The 15,594-nt window shown below is 40.0% G+C and carries 12 protein-coding genes, 1 pseudogene and 1 other annotated feature; of the genes and pseudogenes, 4 read left to right on the top strand and 9 right to left on the bottom strand.

Going from position 1 to position 15,594, the window contains the following annotated elements; genetic code table 11:
• Nucleotides 1-193: 193 nt before the first annotated feature.
• Entirely contained in the window at nt 194-1,294 is a 1,101-nt protein-coding gene (locus BM122_RS08605) for a hypothetical protein (RefSeq protein ID WP_143083372.1), read from the top strand.
• A gap of 123 nt (nt 1,295-1,417) precedes the next feature.
• Here the strand turns inward: BM122_RS08605 and BM122_RS08600 are convergent, their stop codons facing one another.
• Nucleotides 1,418-2,530 carry an endo alpha-1,4 polygalactosaminidase gene (locus tag BM122_RS08600; protein ID WP_218152045.1) on the bottom strand — a complete coding sequence of 371 codons (1,113 nt, stop codon included), beginning with the start codon at nt 2,528-2,530 and terminating at the stop codon, nt 1,418-1,420.
• A 1,492-nt stretch (nt 2,531-4,022) separates the two neighbouring features.
• On the opposite strand from BM122_RS08600, the gene BM122_RS08595 reads away from it, so the two are divergent.
• On the top strand, nt 4,023-4,907 hold the full coding sequence (locus tag BM122_RS08595) for a hypothetical protein (RefSeq protein ID WP_074905183.1): 885 nt from the start codon (nt 4,023-4,025) through the stop codon (nt 4,905-4,907).
• Nucleotides 4,908-5,473: 566 nt separating this feature from the next.
• Here BM122_RS08595 and BM122_RS08590 read toward each other — a convergent pair.
• The 8 genes and pseudogenes from BM122_RS08590 to BM122_RS08560 all read right to left on the bottom strand — a co-directional run bounded on the left by BM122_RS08590 (nt 5,474) and on the right by BM122_RS08560 (nt 12,578).
• Nucleotides 5,474-5,701 (bottom strand): hypothetical protein, encoded by a 228-nt coding sequence (locus BM122_RS08590; RefSeq protein ID WP_074905182.1) that lies wholly within the window; start codon nt 5,699-5,701, stop codon nt 5,474-5,476.
• 66 nt (nt 5,702-5,767) lie between these two features.
• Nucleotides 5,768-6,010, bottom strand: a complete 243-nt coding sequence (locus BM122_RS22345; protein WP_143083371.1) for a hypothetical protein — start codon at nt 6,008-6,010, stop codon at nt 5,768-5,770.
• Between the two features lie 173 nt (nt 6,011-6,183).
• Entirely contained in the window at nt 6,184-7,128 is a 945-nt protein-coding gene (locus tag BM122_RS08585) for a hypothetical protein (protein WP_074905181.1), read from the bottom strand.
• Nucleotides 7,129-8,200: 1,072 nt separating this feature from the next.
• Nucleotides 8,201-8,392: pseudogene (locus tag BM122_RS26560) on the bottom strand (hypothetical protein); the annotation flags it as partial.
• Nucleotides 8,393-8,468: 76 nt separating this feature from the next.
• Nucleotides 8,469-8,636 (bottom strand): hypothetical protein, encoded by a 168-nt coding sequence (locus BM122_RS26555; RefSeq protein WP_177198080.1) that lies wholly within the window; start codon nt 8,634-8,636, stop codon nt 8,469-8,471.
• Nucleotides 8,562-8,678, bottom strand: a sequence feature (AL1L pseudoknot). (Overlaps the previous gene by 75 nt.)
• A gap of 863 nt (nt 8,679-9,541) precedes the next feature.
• Nucleotides 9,542-10,699, bottom strand: a complete 1,158-nt coding sequence (locus tag BM122_RS08570; protein WP_218152044.1) for an endo alpha-1,4 polygalactosaminidase — start codon at nt 10,697-10,699, stop codon at nt 9,542-9,544.
• A 744-nt stretch (nt 10,700-11,443) separates the two neighbouring features.
• Nucleotides 11,444-11,893 carry a nitrosocyanin gene (locus BM122_RS08565; protein WP_256211965.1) on the bottom strand — a complete coding sequence of 150 codons (450 nt, stop codon included), beginning with the start codon at nt 11,891-11,893 and terminating at the stop codon, nt 11,444-11,446.
• A gap of 448 nt (nt 11,894-12,341) precedes the next feature.
• Nucleotides 12,342-12,578 carry a hypothetical protein gene (locus tag BM122_RS08560; RefSeq protein ID WP_074905179.1) on the bottom strand — a complete coding sequence of 79 codons (237 nt, stop codon included), beginning with the start codon at nt 12,576-12,578 and terminating at the stop codon, nt 12,342-12,344.
• Nucleotides 12,579-13,462: 884 nt separating this feature from the next.
• On the opposite strand from BM122_RS08560, the gene BM122_RS08555 reads away from it, so the two are divergent.
• Nucleotides 13,463-13,861, top strand: a complete 399-nt coding sequence (locus BM122_RS08555; protein ID WP_074905178.1) for a TraR/DksA family transcriptional regulator — start codon at nt 13,463-13,465, stop codon at nt 13,859-13,861.
• Nucleotides 13,862-13,889: 28 nt separating this feature from the next.
• Nucleotides 13,890-15,464, top strand: coding sequence for a bifunctional aminoglycoside phosphotransferase/ATP-binding protein (locus tag BM122_RS08550; RefSeq protein WP_074905177.1), 1,575 nt, complete (start codon nt 13,890-13,892; stop codon nt 15,462-15,464).
• Nucleotides 15,465-15,594: the final 130 nt, after the last annotated feature.

Here is a 15,594-nt window from a genome sequence, read left to right as displayed (position 1 = left end):
GATTTCGATTGCTTTATTTAATTGAAATGTTTAGTTTCTGATACCTTTCAGGCTCTCAATATACAGAATTTCTATGTTTCCAATTGAGTGTTCTTGCTGCGGTTATGCTATACCTATTGAAAATATCAAACAGGATCAAAAATCCGGTAAGACTCGTGGTTTTTGTTCACATTGTAAAAAATGGTTTCCTATTTTGCTCCCATCAATTCGCAAAAAATTGATTTATCTGGATCAATGGTTTTTTTCGGCTGTTTGTATTGAAGCTGATAAACTCGCATCTCAACATGCACTGCATCTTTTCTCTAAGCTGCAAAAATTAAAACAACAACAGAAGATTTTTGTAGTCACTTCAGAGATTCATAGTCGCGAAACAGCTGCTATTCCTGAGGAATATGTTGAAAATAGAGAAAAACTCTGGCAATTCCAGAATGATCTGGCTAATGGATTCATTTCGCCTAATTCAGAAGAAGTATTTATCGCTCAGTGGAGAAGAATACTTACCAGTCAGGAGAGCCACGATTCTTTTCCTACTGCCGACATCGGGCTTGTGAATCCTCATCAATTTGAGATAGGCGTGAGGATTCAGCCTACAAACAACTGGCAATTAAAATTATCTTTACATCAGCATAAAGCACGTCTACCTGAGGGAGTTAATCAAAAGATGGGAGTTAATCAAAAGATTCGAGAAGTCTTGGAAAGACAATTGGAAAATACGTTCAATTGTAGAGATGTTTTCGAATGCTTGAGTTATGTTCGCGCCCTTTGGAGCAAGGATATTCGACAAGGAATTGCTTCTTGGCGGCAGCAGCGCGACCTGTATCTTCTGATGGAGCATATTGTCAATGAGCTAGAAGCAGGGCGAATTCCAGCGATCCCTGCACAGAAAGAACTTGCGCCATTTTATCGAATCGTTAAAGAAGTAGTGCAGGGACTGGATGAGGAATTGACACTTAAGCGATGGTTGGAAATATTAGAAAACCATTCAGCCAATAACTTATGCGCCTATATCAGGATTAGGAGCGCTCTTGAAGCCGCATTGCTCTGGAAATGCCGCGAAAGCGGAGTGATCATCAATAAACCAAGTAAATTCCATACTAAATATGGTCTTTCTCGTCAAAACGATATCGATCATATTTCAACATTTGTCCCCTACGTGGATGCGTTAATTACCGACGAAGATACGCATAATCTGTGTAAACTTGAGGTCGTCGCTGATGAACTGAAGCAATTCCCATGCAAGATCTTTTCCATGGAAAATTACAGCGAATTCGATACATGGCTTGATAATTGCTAAGTAATCTGACAAGCTTAGAGCGTGACTAGTTTTTTCATTATCTATCCACCTCTCCAAGCTTGTGAGAATCTAATTGTTGGTGCCTTGTATCACGAGTGTGCTAGGCAGTATTAAGTATCATCTTCAAAAACAGCTAAATCGCCGACTATCATCTAAATCTTTAGGCAGAATCAGCGTGCTGAATTGTGTGCCATTCGAAATATCACAAAGCGTCTGCCGCTCAGCAGGATTATCAACATAACTTTGCTGATATTCTGCATTTAACACAGGTTTGCCGTTTATAATAAAGCCGGTCAGTATGTTACATTCATGGAACTCATGACATTGCTCATTAACACTAAAGTCAAAATAATCGATTAAATCAGGAATTTGTTCCATATCATTCTTAAGCCCAACCGCCAACCCCCTTTTATGTGCTTCATTGGCAATAAATTTATTAAATGCTAGCTGATCCCTGGCGCTTATATCAAAGCCGGAATTATTGGCATAGGCATCCATATTATCCGGTTCCACGCCATCACAGCCTTTTAGCAGAGCCAAATTTAACCGTGAGATCATGATCTCCGCTACATTGTGTGAACGAATATCAAGCCATCGCTCATCCGGTTTATCGACTAAAGTATTACCCAATTCAGCAGCCTTGAATTTGTCTTTATCTTCTCTAGAATCTTCATAACTACCTGCCGAGAAATAACAGATGACCTTCTTACCAGAATCTTTGAGTGTGTTAATCAAGGATGGGGAAGAATTAAACAGATCAATATCATAAAGTTTAACCGGATAATTTGTATTGACTTCGCCTTTCAGTTGCCATTGCCAGGTTGTTGCTACAGGTGGTTTGTACCAATCACCGGTAATCGGTGGTGCATCAGGATCAAGTAACGGCGCTTTAGAGAGAATAAATAATTCAATATTGGAAAAATCGCTGCTACTCGCATCATTATGTGCTTTTGCCGCAACAATGAACGCAGCTCCATCCCATAATTCGATTGAACCAGATGTGGTGTTACCCATATCAACACTTTTAATACTTTCTGGTCCGGTAAAAGGAAAAGGTGCATAAAATAACTGATAGCCACTGGCATTTGCAACTGGAGACCATGTAACGGATACCTTGGTGCCATCTTGCGTCACTAAAATAGTAGGTGACTTTAGTTCATCCGCTAAAGCAAGGCTATTAATCAATAGAAAAAAAATCATCAATATGATTTGCATGACATTATTATTTGTGCGCATAGTTTAATTAGATGCAAAAGTAAATAAACAATAAAATGATTGAATCGGGATTCAATCTCATAAATGTCACTTAAGGGAAACCAGCAGCAATAAATCAAACTAGCCTAACTTTATTACGTAATTAATACTAAGAGATAAAAAACAGGGAGACAATAATACAATTGCATACAATTTTATTGGGCGATAACTCGCTATATATGACTTCAGCACACTGTGGGACTAAACATTTTAACAAGCCGTTGAAAAGCTTAGTAACTGCGTTAGAATTTTAAAAAACATATTTATTTGAATTATGCGCAACCTTGAATTTTCCCAACAATAACTGTGCAGTTATATCAACATACAGGAATGAATTCCTGTCAATTATTGATTAAGGCTAAATATGACTAGAAGCATAGGCATCACACAAAAGCTTCGGGCACAAAAATAGTGATAATAATATGCAGAGTTTCTGATTTCGTCAGATGAGGAAAATAGGTTGATACCTTCCCGTCGGCAAAACAATGCTCATACTGTCTTCATCAAGCAGACTTTCCAGCGTTATACGTAACATTTCTTTTGCCGAAGAACTTTGGTGCATTGCAGGGTGTGAATATCTCGTACAGTTTCTCTACACTATGGTTTTGATTATCCTTCTCTACCATCACCATTACGTTTTATTATGGTTAACGATGAACAAGACTGTTTTCTATCTATTAGTCAATCAAGGGCACCTCTAAAAATTCATATTTGCGAGCATCCGCTTCGCGGATTGCCTGCTTACCCCGTCTCGTCACAATACTTCGTTGTTCACAAAAAATGTTTCCTTACATATCAGTTATATGCTGCGTTAACATTTTTTGTTCTCGCCTTGTCTTGTTTAGAGCTCTGAATTTTTAGAGGCGCCCTCAAGTTATTTATCTAATCTTGGCTGCTGGGATGCACGTAACTTAATGATTTACAGTGTAAATGTATGCTTTTGCATTATTGACATGATACTTTATATCTCCTAGCATGGCCACAAATAAAGCTGGATTATTAATTAGTGTCTACCCGAAAACTATTATTCCGTAGTAAACGATAAGTTTAACCATAGTTTATGAAATGGAGATTTCTAAAAGCCTGGGATAGAGTGGCGTTAATTAATTGAATTGTACTAGTTTAACTGACATTCCTAAAAATCTTCATTTTTCTCAAATTCCTATAAGCCTGCACTTTTAAATTAGGCGCAACCTTTTATTTTTTATTTGGTTTGAAAGTTTTCGGGTAAGCACTAATTAGATCGATGTTTGCCTTTGCTTTATGGCAAATTTCAGTCCACTTTATTTTAACTGATCTATTCGGCAAGCACGGTTTAAAGAGACCAACTATTCATATTAGGATTGCCTCTATTTCTAAGGCTTCACTATAAATTTAGTTGGGTTGTTAAAACACTGTTTTGCTAGATAGAAATTGTTGAGAAACAGGATGTAATTTTACTTTTTATGGATCCATTCATTAAAGGAGAATAATAATGAGTACTAACAATGACCAGCACAAAGGATTCGATTGGAAAGGATTCGATTGGAAAGGAAATGATGACCATAAACATGAAGGTCATAAACATGATGACCATAAACATGATGACCATAAACATGATGACCATAAACATGAAGGCCATAAACATGATGATAAAGACCATGGCGCTAAAGGCTATCATGATAAAGACCAGGACGGTAACGACGTAGGTGGTGATGACCAATACGGTAAAGACCAAAACGGTAATGACCAAGGCGATAAGGACCAATATGGTAAAGACCATGGCGGTAAAGACCAATATGGTAAAGACCATGGCGGTAAAGACCAAGGCGGTAAAGACCAATACGGTAAAGACCAAAACGGTAATGACCAAGGCGGTAAAGACCAATATGGTAAAGACCAATATGGTAAAGACCAATATGGTAAAGACCAATATGGTAAAGACCAAGGCGGTAAAGACCAATATGGTAAAGACCATGGCGGTAAAGACCAAGGCGGTAAAGACCAATACGGTAAAAATCAAGGCGATAAAGATCAAGGCGATAAAGGCCACGGTGGTAAAGACCACGGTGAAAAAGATCATGGTGGTAAACATAAACATGTCGACGCACGTCCGGGTGATGCTTGCCGTGGTGAAGAAGGTGCCGAAAATTTTGTCTTCCATGACAAGGGGCACTGGACAATTGACAACTATAATGGGCAGGAAGGAGATATGCTCGATTTCACTGAGTATGGTTTAACTCGTGGAGAGATAGCTAGTCATATCACGAATATTACAATTGAGGCTAATAACTTCATTGTCAACTTTGGCGACAATGTATCGATTACGCTGGTAGGCCAACCGCCCACCTGGGATAACGTTATTACTGCAGAAGGTTAATAACGTATTAGAGAGGAAGTCTTTCTCCTCTTGTTAATGTTGGAAATTTGGGGCCGGAGTAAAATAAATATAAGGTTACTCTAGCCTAAGGCTTTTAAAGGCCAATTCTTAATAGCGAGATAGCCAGATTACCTAATTCAGGTGTGCTCAATATAAAAATCCTTTCAAAGGAATCTGAATTCCTTTGAAAGGATTTTTTAGAAAGTGTTTCATCATGAGAGGAGCTAGGTTCGGATGAATACTATAGCGATCTTTTGGACGATTAGTGGCTTTGTAAAGTGTTTTGAACTATAGTAGGAGCAGTATTTGTTGAAGCTATCACAGAAACAACATTGACGGCAAAACGAGTCGCGTTTAAACAGCTGTCTTGAAAAAATTATATGCATTTAGCTCTTACAATTAGCCTTAGCCTTGCGATACGTACCATATTTTCAGTACTATGGGTTCGAATTTCATAATCCTTAGACATTGCCTGAAATTTCCTAGCTAAGCAAAAGTTTGCTCTACAATCCAACGAACGGATAAAACCGCAAAGACATCCTTGATGCGTTCAGAGATATATATTTTTAATCAGGCGTCTGCTTGCGAAAGCCAACAGCGGTACCGCAATAGTCTACGTCATCAGAGAAGGCGCTAATGCGTGAAGATTTTTCAACTGCTGCGTGCAGCACAGAATGAGCAGCCTTGGTGACATAAATATTTCCAGCATGAACGACGACTTGGATCAGATGGCCTAACGTATAACCACAATATGCGCGTCCTATCCGTGATTTTCTCGCCCTCATCAAAGCCATGGAAATTACTGCATGACAAAGTCTTAACATTTTATGAGTCTATGTTCCCAAACTTTTTGTTGGATTTCATCGATCTCGTCCAGGGCAACTTCTCAAGCCTCTCGTTGGTTGCAGCGCCAATAATGGTAGTAAATAGTTTTCCACGACGGGTAATCCTTTGGCAGCATACATCATTACATACCAGACCACATTGACGATAACGCATTTGCTGTGAATCGGCTTTTTCCCACAAGCATCTTTTTGCTCAGAATGGTGGGAAACTAGGACCCATTCTTTGTCTAATAAATCGCTTTGATTCACTAGCTTCATAAAGTAGTTGCAAAATATAAAACAATACCCTGATAAATAATCTAATTATTTCAAAATTTTCTTTAAGAATTGGCGGATAAAATTAGGGCCAAAGTAACTTTTATTTATTTACTCCGGCCCCAAATTTTCTACATTAGCAAGAGAGGGAAAGACTTTTCCTCTCTAATACGCTATTAAGCTTCTGCAGTAATAACGTTATCCCAGGTGGGCGGTTGGCCTACCAGCGTAATCGATACATTGTCGCCAAAGTTGACAATGAAGTTATTAGCCTCAATTGTAATATTCGTGATATGACTAGCTATTTCTTCACGAGTTACACCATACTCAGTGAAATCGAGCATATCTCCTTCCTGCCCATTATAGTTGTCAATTTTCCAGTGCCCCTTGTCATGGAAGACAAAATTTTCGGCACCATCTTCACCACGGCAAGCCTCACCGGGACGTGCATCGACATGTTTATGTTTACCGCCATGGTCTTTACTACCATGGTCTTTACCACCATAATCTTTACCATTTTGGTCATTACCATTTTGGTTATTATCATTTTGGTTATTGCCACCATGGCCATTAGCGCTTTGGTCATTACCACTTTGGTCTTTACCAGCATAGTCTTTACCGCCGTGGTCGTTACCACCATGATCTTTATCAGCGTAGTCCTTATCGTCTCGATCTTTACCACCGCAGTCTTTACCGTCTTTTTTATTACTACCGTGGTCCTTACTGCCTTCGTCTTTACCAGCATAGTCTTTACCGCTCTGGTCATTACCGTTTACGTCGTTACCGCCTTGCTCTTTACCATCATAGCCTTTACTACCATGGTTCTTATCACCATGTTTATGGCCATCATTTTCTGGTCGGTCATCTCCTTGACGATCTTTTCCTTGTCGATCATACCCTTCTCGATCGTATCCTTTACGATCATATCCCTCACGATCATATCCTTCTCGATCATACCCTGGACGATCATATCCTGGGCGATCATATCCTTCTCGGTCATACCCTGGCCGGTCATATCCTGGACGATCATATCCTTTTTGATCATACCCTGGACGATCATATCCTTTTTGATCATACCCTTGTGCATCATATTCTTTTTGTTGTTCATTACTAGCACTCATGATTGTCTCCTTTTAATGAGTGGAATTCATAAAACCAAAGAATCGATAAAAAGAAAAATTACATCCTGTTTCTCAACAATGCCCATCCAGCAAAACAGCGTTCTAATAACCCAGCTAGATTTATAGTGAAGTCTTAGAAATAGAGGCAACCTTAATCACTAGTTGGTCTCTTTAAACCTTGCTTGTCGGATAGATCAATTAAAATAAAGCGGACTGAAACTTACTATAAAACAAAGGCATACACCAACCTGATTAATTAATAATCCAGCTTTATTTGTGATTATGCTATGAGAAAAAACATGCCATATCAATAATGCAAGTGCATACATTTATGACATACCATTTATGAAATTATGGCTATATTTTATCGGCTCATTTTAAACAACTAACTTGCTTGACTAAGAGAGAGGAGATAGTTTTGGTTCATCGTTAACCATAATGAAAAAGGAACAATGATGGCAGAGAGGGATAATCAAAGGTCACTGTTTTTCCGTAATTTTTTAGTCTGAGTCAGGCTTTATTAGTTGGCTTCTTCAATTGGCGATGATATGCCATTTCAAATTCAGTCGGAGGAATACTTTCAATCGACTCCAATAATCTGCGATTATTGAACCAGCCGACCCATTTCAAAGTGGCAAATTTTACTTCATTAATATTGGGCGAGGAGCCGTCATGCTAGATGACTTCTATTTTGTATAATCCATTTGTCGTTTCTCACAGCGCATTGACATAATTATCGACAAAGCTGCTAACAGAAGCATCAATATTGGTTTCTGCTAAACGTTCGGTAGTGCGAATCGACAGATATAATTTCATTTCCAAATCAAAACTGACTTTGTCGGCTTCACCTTGCCGTATTATTTATACTGTCTGCGGCTCGCCTTCGCGTTATTTTTGATTTGGAAGTGGAATAAGTGTCATGATCGCTATGATGGATTAACCCACTGGTTTCCCGCTGTGTCCACAATGCCTGTTCCAATGTTATCCAGCACCAGCCTGGTATGCAATGAGCGGCTGGCCCGCTAACCGATAGTAGACCGAGCAAAAACAACCTTGATAAAAGGCACATACATCAGTCCCGTCCATGTTGCGACAAAGGTAATATCCGCCACCTACAACTGATTTGATCGAGTGTGGTGCCGGTTAATCCTATTTGTTGGTCAGTCAAGCAAGTTATCTGCCATCGTTGTCTAACATTTTTACCGCGCCTGATGCTTTGTATTTCAAGCTTCTTCATCAGCCGTTCAACGGTACAACGGACAACCCGGGTACCTTCACGTGTTAATTGCCACCATACTTTATTGGCACCATAAACTTTGAAATTACTTTTCCTCTATACATTATCTACCTCGCTCAAGCGCTTTATCTCGTTTAGTACGATCAGGTAACCGAGAAGGATCTCGTTCTCGTGCTTTATACTTATAGTAACTCGACGGGATAATCTGAATTTGCCTGCAGATCAGCTCGACCTCGTACTGCTCCTTATGTCGAGCGACAAATATCGCCATCACTTCGGTCGGCGGTCGAGCTTTGCCTGGGCAAAATAAGCTGATGCTTTTCGTAATATATCGTTGGTACGATATAATTACCTATTCTCGCGTTCCAATTCCTTGAGTCTTTCCCGCTCCGAAGTTGACAAGCGTACTCAAATACCCTGAGCTGTTTTTGACTGAGGCACCAATGTACGCAGAGTCTCCGGCGTGCAACCGTTCTTTGCTGTTATCGATACCATCGCCATCCCCTGCGACTCATACTCCCCTTGGTGTCCATGCATCAGACGGGCAGCCCGTTCCCGTATCTGCGGTGAATATCTAATTTGCTCTTTCATTACTCTATCCTCTCAAGAAATAGAGTCCTCGGTAAATCCGCGGCGGTTCAGTTTTGCTGTTATTTAGCAATGTTTATTGCGTAAATACTCGACAATAGAAATAGTGAACAATTAATTGAAAATATTTCGTAGATAAAACATGCCTGCCATCGCAGCCCATTTAATTTCTTTTTTTAGTCTGATAGCTGACTTGGTGACTTATACATACCACAAGAAGCAACCTTCTCTTAATATCAAGAGTCCCTCAAGCTCTTCCAATTGCGATAGTGTGGCCCTTATGCTGAATTCACGTTAAATAATATGATCTATTCCGTCAAAATGATATCGATCATATTCCGATATTTATTCCCTACGTTGACTGCTTTAACCCTGACGAAGAGATAAGGCCGTTAAAGAGCTGAAGCGGTACCCATGTAATATCCTCTCAACGGGAAATTATACGAGTACAAAATATAGCCCTATAACTGAAATCCAATCTCACAGCTTAGGGTGTGTTTTATATTTTGCAGTATATCTATACAACTTCAGCGGATCTAATTTGATTGTACTTTGCCTCATATGTAAGGTAGCACAGATCATCCATTTTTAAAAACAGCTAAATCGCCGACTATCATCTAAATCTTTTGCCAGAATCAAGGTACTGAATTGTGCACCCTTAGAAGCATCACAAACCGCCTGGCGCGCAACTGGATTGTCGATATAACTCTGCTGATATTCTGCATTTAACACGGGCTTGCCGTTTATAATAAAATGGGTCAGCGAATCACACTCATTGAACTCATGACATTGCTCATTAATACTAAAGTCAAAATAATTAATTAAATCAGGAATTTGTTCCATATCATTTTTGAGTCCAACCGACAACCCCCTTTTATGTGCTTCGTTGGCAATAAATTTATTATATGCTAGCTGATCCCTGGCGCTTAAATCAAAGCCGGAGTTATTGGCATAGGCATCCATATTATCCGGTTCCACGCCATCACAGCCTTTTAGCAAAGCCAGATTAAGCCGTGAGATCATGATCTCCGCTACATTGTGTGAACGAATATCAAGCCACCGCTCATCTGGCCAATCGATCAAAGGATTCCCCAATTCCTCAGGCTTGAATTTATCTTTATCTTCTCTAAAATCTTCATAACTCCCTGCCGAGAAATAACAGATAACCTTCTTGCCAGAAGCTTTGAGTGTGTTAATCAAGGATGGGGAAGAATTAAACAGATCAATATCATAAAGTTGAACTGGATGATTTGTATCGATTTCACTGGTTTCATTGGTGGTATCTTTCATTGCATCTTTCATGGCACCTTTTATAAGCTGCCATTGCCAGGTTATTGCTACAGGCGGTTTGTACCAATTACCGGTAACCGGTGAAGCATCAGGATCAAGCAACGGTGCTTTAGAGAGAATAAATAATTCAATATTGGAGTAATCGCTGCTGCCTGCATCATTATGCGCTTTTACCGCAACGATGAAAGCAGCAGCATCCCATAATTCAATTGAGCCAGAGGTGGCGTTACCCATGTCAACATTTTTAATACTTTCTGGGCCGGTAAAAGGAAAAGGCGCATAAAATAACTGATAACCATGGGCATTTGCAACTGGAGACCAAGAAATGGATATCTTGGTGCGATCTTGCGTTATTATGATAAGAGGTGGCTTTGGTGGATCTGCTAAAGCAAGACTATTAGTCAATAGAAGAAAAAGTGCTAGTATGAGTCGTATGACATTATTATTTATGCGCATAATTTAAAATAGATGCAGAATTAATAAACAATAAAGTATTTGAATCGGAATCTATTCTCTGAAGTGCTACTTAAACTATTTAATTAAGAGATATAGAAAGCAATAATTCAAATTAACTAAACTTTATGACATATTCAATATTAAGAAAAATAAAATAGGGCGACAATAATGCAAACGTATACATTTTTTTTCTCACTAAGAGGTGCACCGCAAAGAACAGTTTATGCAATTTGATTGCCGTGCTATCAAGCCAGCGAGAAGCAAATCTTCCCTTTATACTTTATCCAAGTCCTATCAACTTGGTTTTATGTTCACATTCTTGAAGATTAAATTTTCAGACAGGGGATCACGTAAATAATTTTCAGGTGGATAAGAGAAAGATTGTTTTTATGGTGACACTGACAAAAGTTATGCAAAAACTCAACGGATTGATAGTAATTCCATTTCTAAATCAAACATGACGCGAAGGCGAGCCGCAGACAGGATAAATAATACGGCAAGGTGAAGCCGATAAAGTCAGTTTTGATTTAGAAATGGAATAAACAGGCTGAACGATAAACCGTCACAATAACCGATCAAGAATTGATTTCTGGTAAACAGATACCAGAAAATATTGCGACGAGCGAAAAGAGGGGTTTAACAAACCTTGTAACAAAGTATGGCCAGATTAAATCCGGCCATACGATCACGAGAAATGGCTGGTTAGAGTCTGCTAATGATTTTTTGCAGATTCCAACTAACTCATTATTCCAGGACGTTCAATGTGCCTGGCAAATGGATGTTTCTTGGATGGAGCTGACACCAAATGGTGAAGGCGCCGGCTTTATCTGCTACGAAAGAGATTGTTTTGCTTTCTCCTGCTTTGATCACTTCCTTAATGTCATAGGCGTCAATGGAAAATCCTTCACTGATAGGAGATTTGTTTTCTATGGTAATCTTTACTTTGGTTCCTTTATGGACAGCCAGCGTTTCAGGTTCATTGAGAACATTAAAAGCACGAATGTTCTTAACGGTTACACCCTCGACATTGAGCTCAGGAATAGTGGTGTCATAAGCATTCACAATCACTTTGAAGTGCTGCTCTGCTTTGTCTTTATGGTGATGTTCTGCTTTTTTATCTTCTGCTTGGGCAGGGCCTGTCAACAGCAACCCAAGTACAAAACTCGCACACAATGCTTTGGTTGTTTTTATCATTACTTCCCTCCATAAGAATTAAGATTTTAGTGAAATTGCACTCACCTTTTCGGTAAGTATTTTAACTGCTTGCATCTTAGCCAGCAGAACAAATGCTCTCGGATATGCGCAGATCATCCAAGGCGATTACTCGTAATTAGCATTGAATTTTGTTTATGCTTTCCTGAGGACTTACATTCTTTGTGTCTAGTAACGCTGCGTTACTTTAGATGGGATAATCAAGGTTGTCAATATTGTTGAGAATTTAAAGGGGACAGAATTCTAAGGCTGTGCCAATCTTGCTCATTCGTGCTAACAGCCGAAATCGTAAAACTATTGCGTTGATTCTTTAAGAATTTGTCTTGCCATGCACTGTACTTCTGATGAGATCTGAATTTATGGTGGCTTATTAATGATTATGGCTGCTGTAAGCAGAAAGGTGAGCACCGCCTGTGCATCGTTGCTCAGTTTATTGTCCGCCCCATTGGTCGTTCAAGGAACGTTTCACGTTATATAGGTGAAGGGGAATAATTGTCGTGTCGCGTTGCTTTTCTCTTTGATCGGTACTAATGACTACAATTGATAATAATTGATCATCCGATGAAAACGCGTATGTCGTAACATCGGGCTGAGGGTTCTCTTGTCTGAGATTAATTAACTCAACTACTAAGTTCGATTTAAAATATTTGTTATTGTCGATGATCATGATGTTTTCCTTGTTAATTTAAGCATAAACAAACTATAAAAACAGAAGAGCAACAACAGATGCCATATTTAATTACAGATCAGACTAGGGAAGGGCGTCCAATGTTATATCTTAACCCTTTGTAATGACATATTTGTGATACAAATTAGAAATGAAGTTGGGAAATCATTCCAATCTTAACTGGCATTTTCAATGAATATTGAGCACTTCCTATTGAGTATTTCTAAAAATTTACTCATGCAAATTACATGAAGGGCTGAATAAAGCTACTTAATATCACTTCTTCACTGGCCTAGTCATCATAATCTACCAGGAAAGAAGTAATGATTAAATACGTGTGAACACGTATGGATTAGTCCTGCAGAATGCCTGATCTGGTCTAGTATTTTGTGACAACTCACTTAAGTGAATTTTTTAGAGCGACCACTTAAAAACTTGAATCATATTGCATTCCGTACGCTCTATTTGAATATCTGTGTCAGCAAAGAGCTTATAGCAGACCATGATGATATTTGGAAGGATAGAATGTAGGACATCATACTGCTTTAATTTCAGCAGGTTGTGTGCGAGAGATCAAATACCGATGGGTCAGATCTGGAACCAGGCAGTGAAACAAATGGAAAAAGTGAGAACATCAAACTAAAGCCTGGCTCCAAAAGTACAATAAGGGCACCTTTAAAAATTCATATTTCGTCACAATACTTCGTTGTTCACAAAAAATGTTTCCTTACCTATCAGTTATAGGCTGCGTCAACATTTTTTGTTCTCGCCTTGTCTTGTTTAGAACTCTAATTTTTAGAGGTACCCATAAGTGATTTTTCTGTGGGCATTCGTTGTTAAGAGTAGATAATTATTTTTTAAACAAGGAAGCAGGAAGGTGAATCATGACGCAATTGACCAGAAAAGAAATCGAATCGATTGAGAATAAATTACGCCAGCGCCAGCAGGGTTTGCTCGAAGAAGTTCGTGATGAATTGGACGAGCGCGAAAATCAATCCTTTGCTGCTGTGATGGGGAATGATCCTGGTGATAACGGTGACTTCTCGCTCGCTGACGTGCTGGCTGATCTGAACATTGTACGTGTAGATCGCCAAATCAATGAACTACGCGAAATCGAAAGAAAATTAGCGCAGATCAAAAAAGGCAGTGCGAATGAATGTAGTGATTGCGGCAAAGAAATTGGGTTGCAACGTTTGCTGGCTTATCCGATAGCCATGCGGTGTGTGAGCTGCCAGGAAAGGCGCGAACAGATGTATGCGCATGAAGGGCATCCCAGTCTCTAAACAAGGTATGAATAAATAGCAACGGGTCATGAAAGAAGAGGCTGCACAAAAGCAGATAATTGAAGCGCTGCTTGATCCGGCGTGTTATCCTCATCCCGTCGGGCGCATTCAGCATGTAGAGACGCATATTTCCCATGTGCTGCTAACGGGTAATTTTGTTTACAAGCTAAAGAAACCGCTGAATCTCGGCTTCCTTGATTTCAGCACGCTGGACAAGCGTCGCTTCTATTGTGAAGAAGAGTTGCGACTCAATCGCCGGTTGGCGCCGGATATTTATCTTGAAGTTGTTACTTTTAACGGGGATGTCGCAGCTCCTTGTCTCAATGGCCCAGGTCCTGTGCTGGATTACGCTATCAAAATGGATCAGTTCGATCCGGAAGCAACTTTGGATCGGCTCGATCATCTGGCGCAACTATCAGTGCAGCATGTCGATACCATTGCCAGTACCGTAGCAGATTTTCATTTGAATATCCCTTGTGTCCTGATGGATTCGTCATGGGGTACGGCAGAAACTATCTGGGAGTCGGTTGCCCAAAACTTCGAACAGATTAGCGAACAAGCTGGAGAGAGGTCGAAAGGGCTTCAATGGCTAGAAACTATTCATCAATGGAGTGCTGCTGAGCATAATAGACTCGTGCCTGATCTTGAGCTGCGCCGTGTACAAGGTTATGTGCGGGAATGCCATGGTGATCTACATCTTGGCAACATGGCCTGGGAAGAAGGCAAGTTATTGATTTTTGATTGCATTGAGTTTAATCCAGCTTTGCGCTGGATTGATGTGATGTCAGAAGTCGCCTTTTGCTATATGGACTTGCTGTTTCGAAATCATCATGATTTTGCTTCACGTTTTCTCAATCGCTACCTGGAACGTACAGGCGATTATGCCGGCATGAAGCTTTTGCGCTACTACGCGGTTTATCGTGCTATGGTGCGCGCTAAAGTAGCCTTTATTCGTGCAGCTCAGTCAGGATTGCCTTCAGAAATGGTGGAATACGAAAGACAGCAGGGGCTGTATCATCTCCGATTAGCTGAAAGGCTCACCCGGGCGGTAAAACCTGTTCTGATGATTACACATGGCTTATCTGGTTCGGGAAAGACCGTGTTTAGTCAGAGTCTCATTATGAAGTTTGAAATGATCAGCCTGCGTTCGGATATTGAACGCAAACGTTTGGCTGGACTGGAGGCGCTGACTAAAAGCGGTTCATCTGCTGAAAGTGGTATTTATAGCCGGGAATTTTCCCGGCGCACTTATGATTTTTTGGCAGAACTTGCCGAAACACTGCTTGAGGCGGGCTGGCCTGTACTGGTCGATGCTACCTTCATTGCGCGTTGGCAACGTGAGTTATTTCAGCAGATTGCGATGCGTTGCGGAGTAATTTTTTGCATCCTGGATTTTCTGGTGCCGGAAGCATTGCTCAGGCAGCGCATTCAAGCTCGTAGCGTAACAGGTAAGGATGCTTCCGAGGCCGATATTTCTGTTCTGGAGCTTCAATTGAGAACTCAGGAAGCACTGACTCATGCTGAAGCACATATGGTAATAGAGGCCACAACTGTTGAATCTGTGGCGGCAAAGCTGAAGATTGCTGTCACATCACATAATTAACTAATTCCATTTCCAAATCAAAAATGACGCAAAGGCGAGCCGCAGACAGTATAAATAATACGGCAAGGTGAAGCCGACAAAGTTAGTTTTGATTTGGAAATGGAATTATTCGTAATAAGGTGAAACTGAT

Origin of the sequence: Nitrosomonas communis (assembly GCF_900114745.1) — a bacterium.
In the GTDB taxonomy this organism is placed as follows: domain Bacteria; phylum Pseudomonadota; class Gammaproteobacteria; order Burkholderiales; family Nitrosomonadaceae; genus Nitrosomonas; species Nitrosomonas communis_A.
The sequence above is the reverse complement of the archived record's forward strand: the minus strand, read 5'-3'. Positions and strand labels throughout refer to the sequence as shown.

Bases quoted from the DNA above. Each gene is read 5' to 3' on its own strand.
- BM122_RS08600 (WP_218152045.1), bottom strand. From the start codon at position 2,530: ATGCGCACAAATAATAATGTCATGCAAATCATATTGATGATTTTTTTT.
- BM122_RS08570 (WP_218152044.1), bottom strand. From the start codon at position 10,699: ATGCGCATAAATAATAATGTCATACGACTCATACTAGCACTTTTTCTT.
- BM122_RS08560 (WP_074905179.1), bottom strand. From the start codon at position 12,578: ATGATCATCGACAATAACAAATATTTTAAATCGAACTTAGTAGTTGAG.
- BM122_RS08590 (WP_074905182.1), bottom strand. From the start codon at position 5,701: ATGGCTTTGATGAGGGCGAGAAAATCACGGATAGGACGCGCATATTGT.
- BM122_RS08555 (WP_074905178.1), top strand. From the start codon at position 13,463: ATGACGCAATTGACCAGAAAAGAAATCGAATCGATTGAGAATAAATTA.
- BM122_RS08550 (WP_074905177.1), top strand. From the start codon at position 13,890: ATGAAAGAAGAGGCTGCACAAAAGCAGATAATTGAAGCGCTGCTTGAT.
- BM122_RS22345 (WP_143083371.1), bottom strand. From the start codon at position 6,010: ATGAAGCTAGTGAATCAAAGCGATTTATTAGACAAAGAATGGGTCCTA.
- BM122_RS26555 (WP_177198080.1), bottom strand. From the start codon at position 8,636: ATGGCGATATTTGTCGCTCGACATAAGGAGCAGTACGAGGTCGAGCTG.
- BM122_RS08595 (WP_074905183.1), top strand. From the start codon at position 4,023: ATGAGTACTAACAATGACCAGCACAAAGGATTCGATTGGAAAGGATTC.
- BM122_RS08585 (WP_074905181.1), bottom strand. From the start codon at position 7,128: ATGAGTGCTAGTAATGAACAACAAAAAGAATATGATGCACAAGGGTAT.
- BM122_RS08565 (WP_256211965.1), bottom strand. From the start codon at position 11,893: ATGATAAAAACAACCAAAGCATTGTGTGCGAGTTTTGTACTTGGGTTG.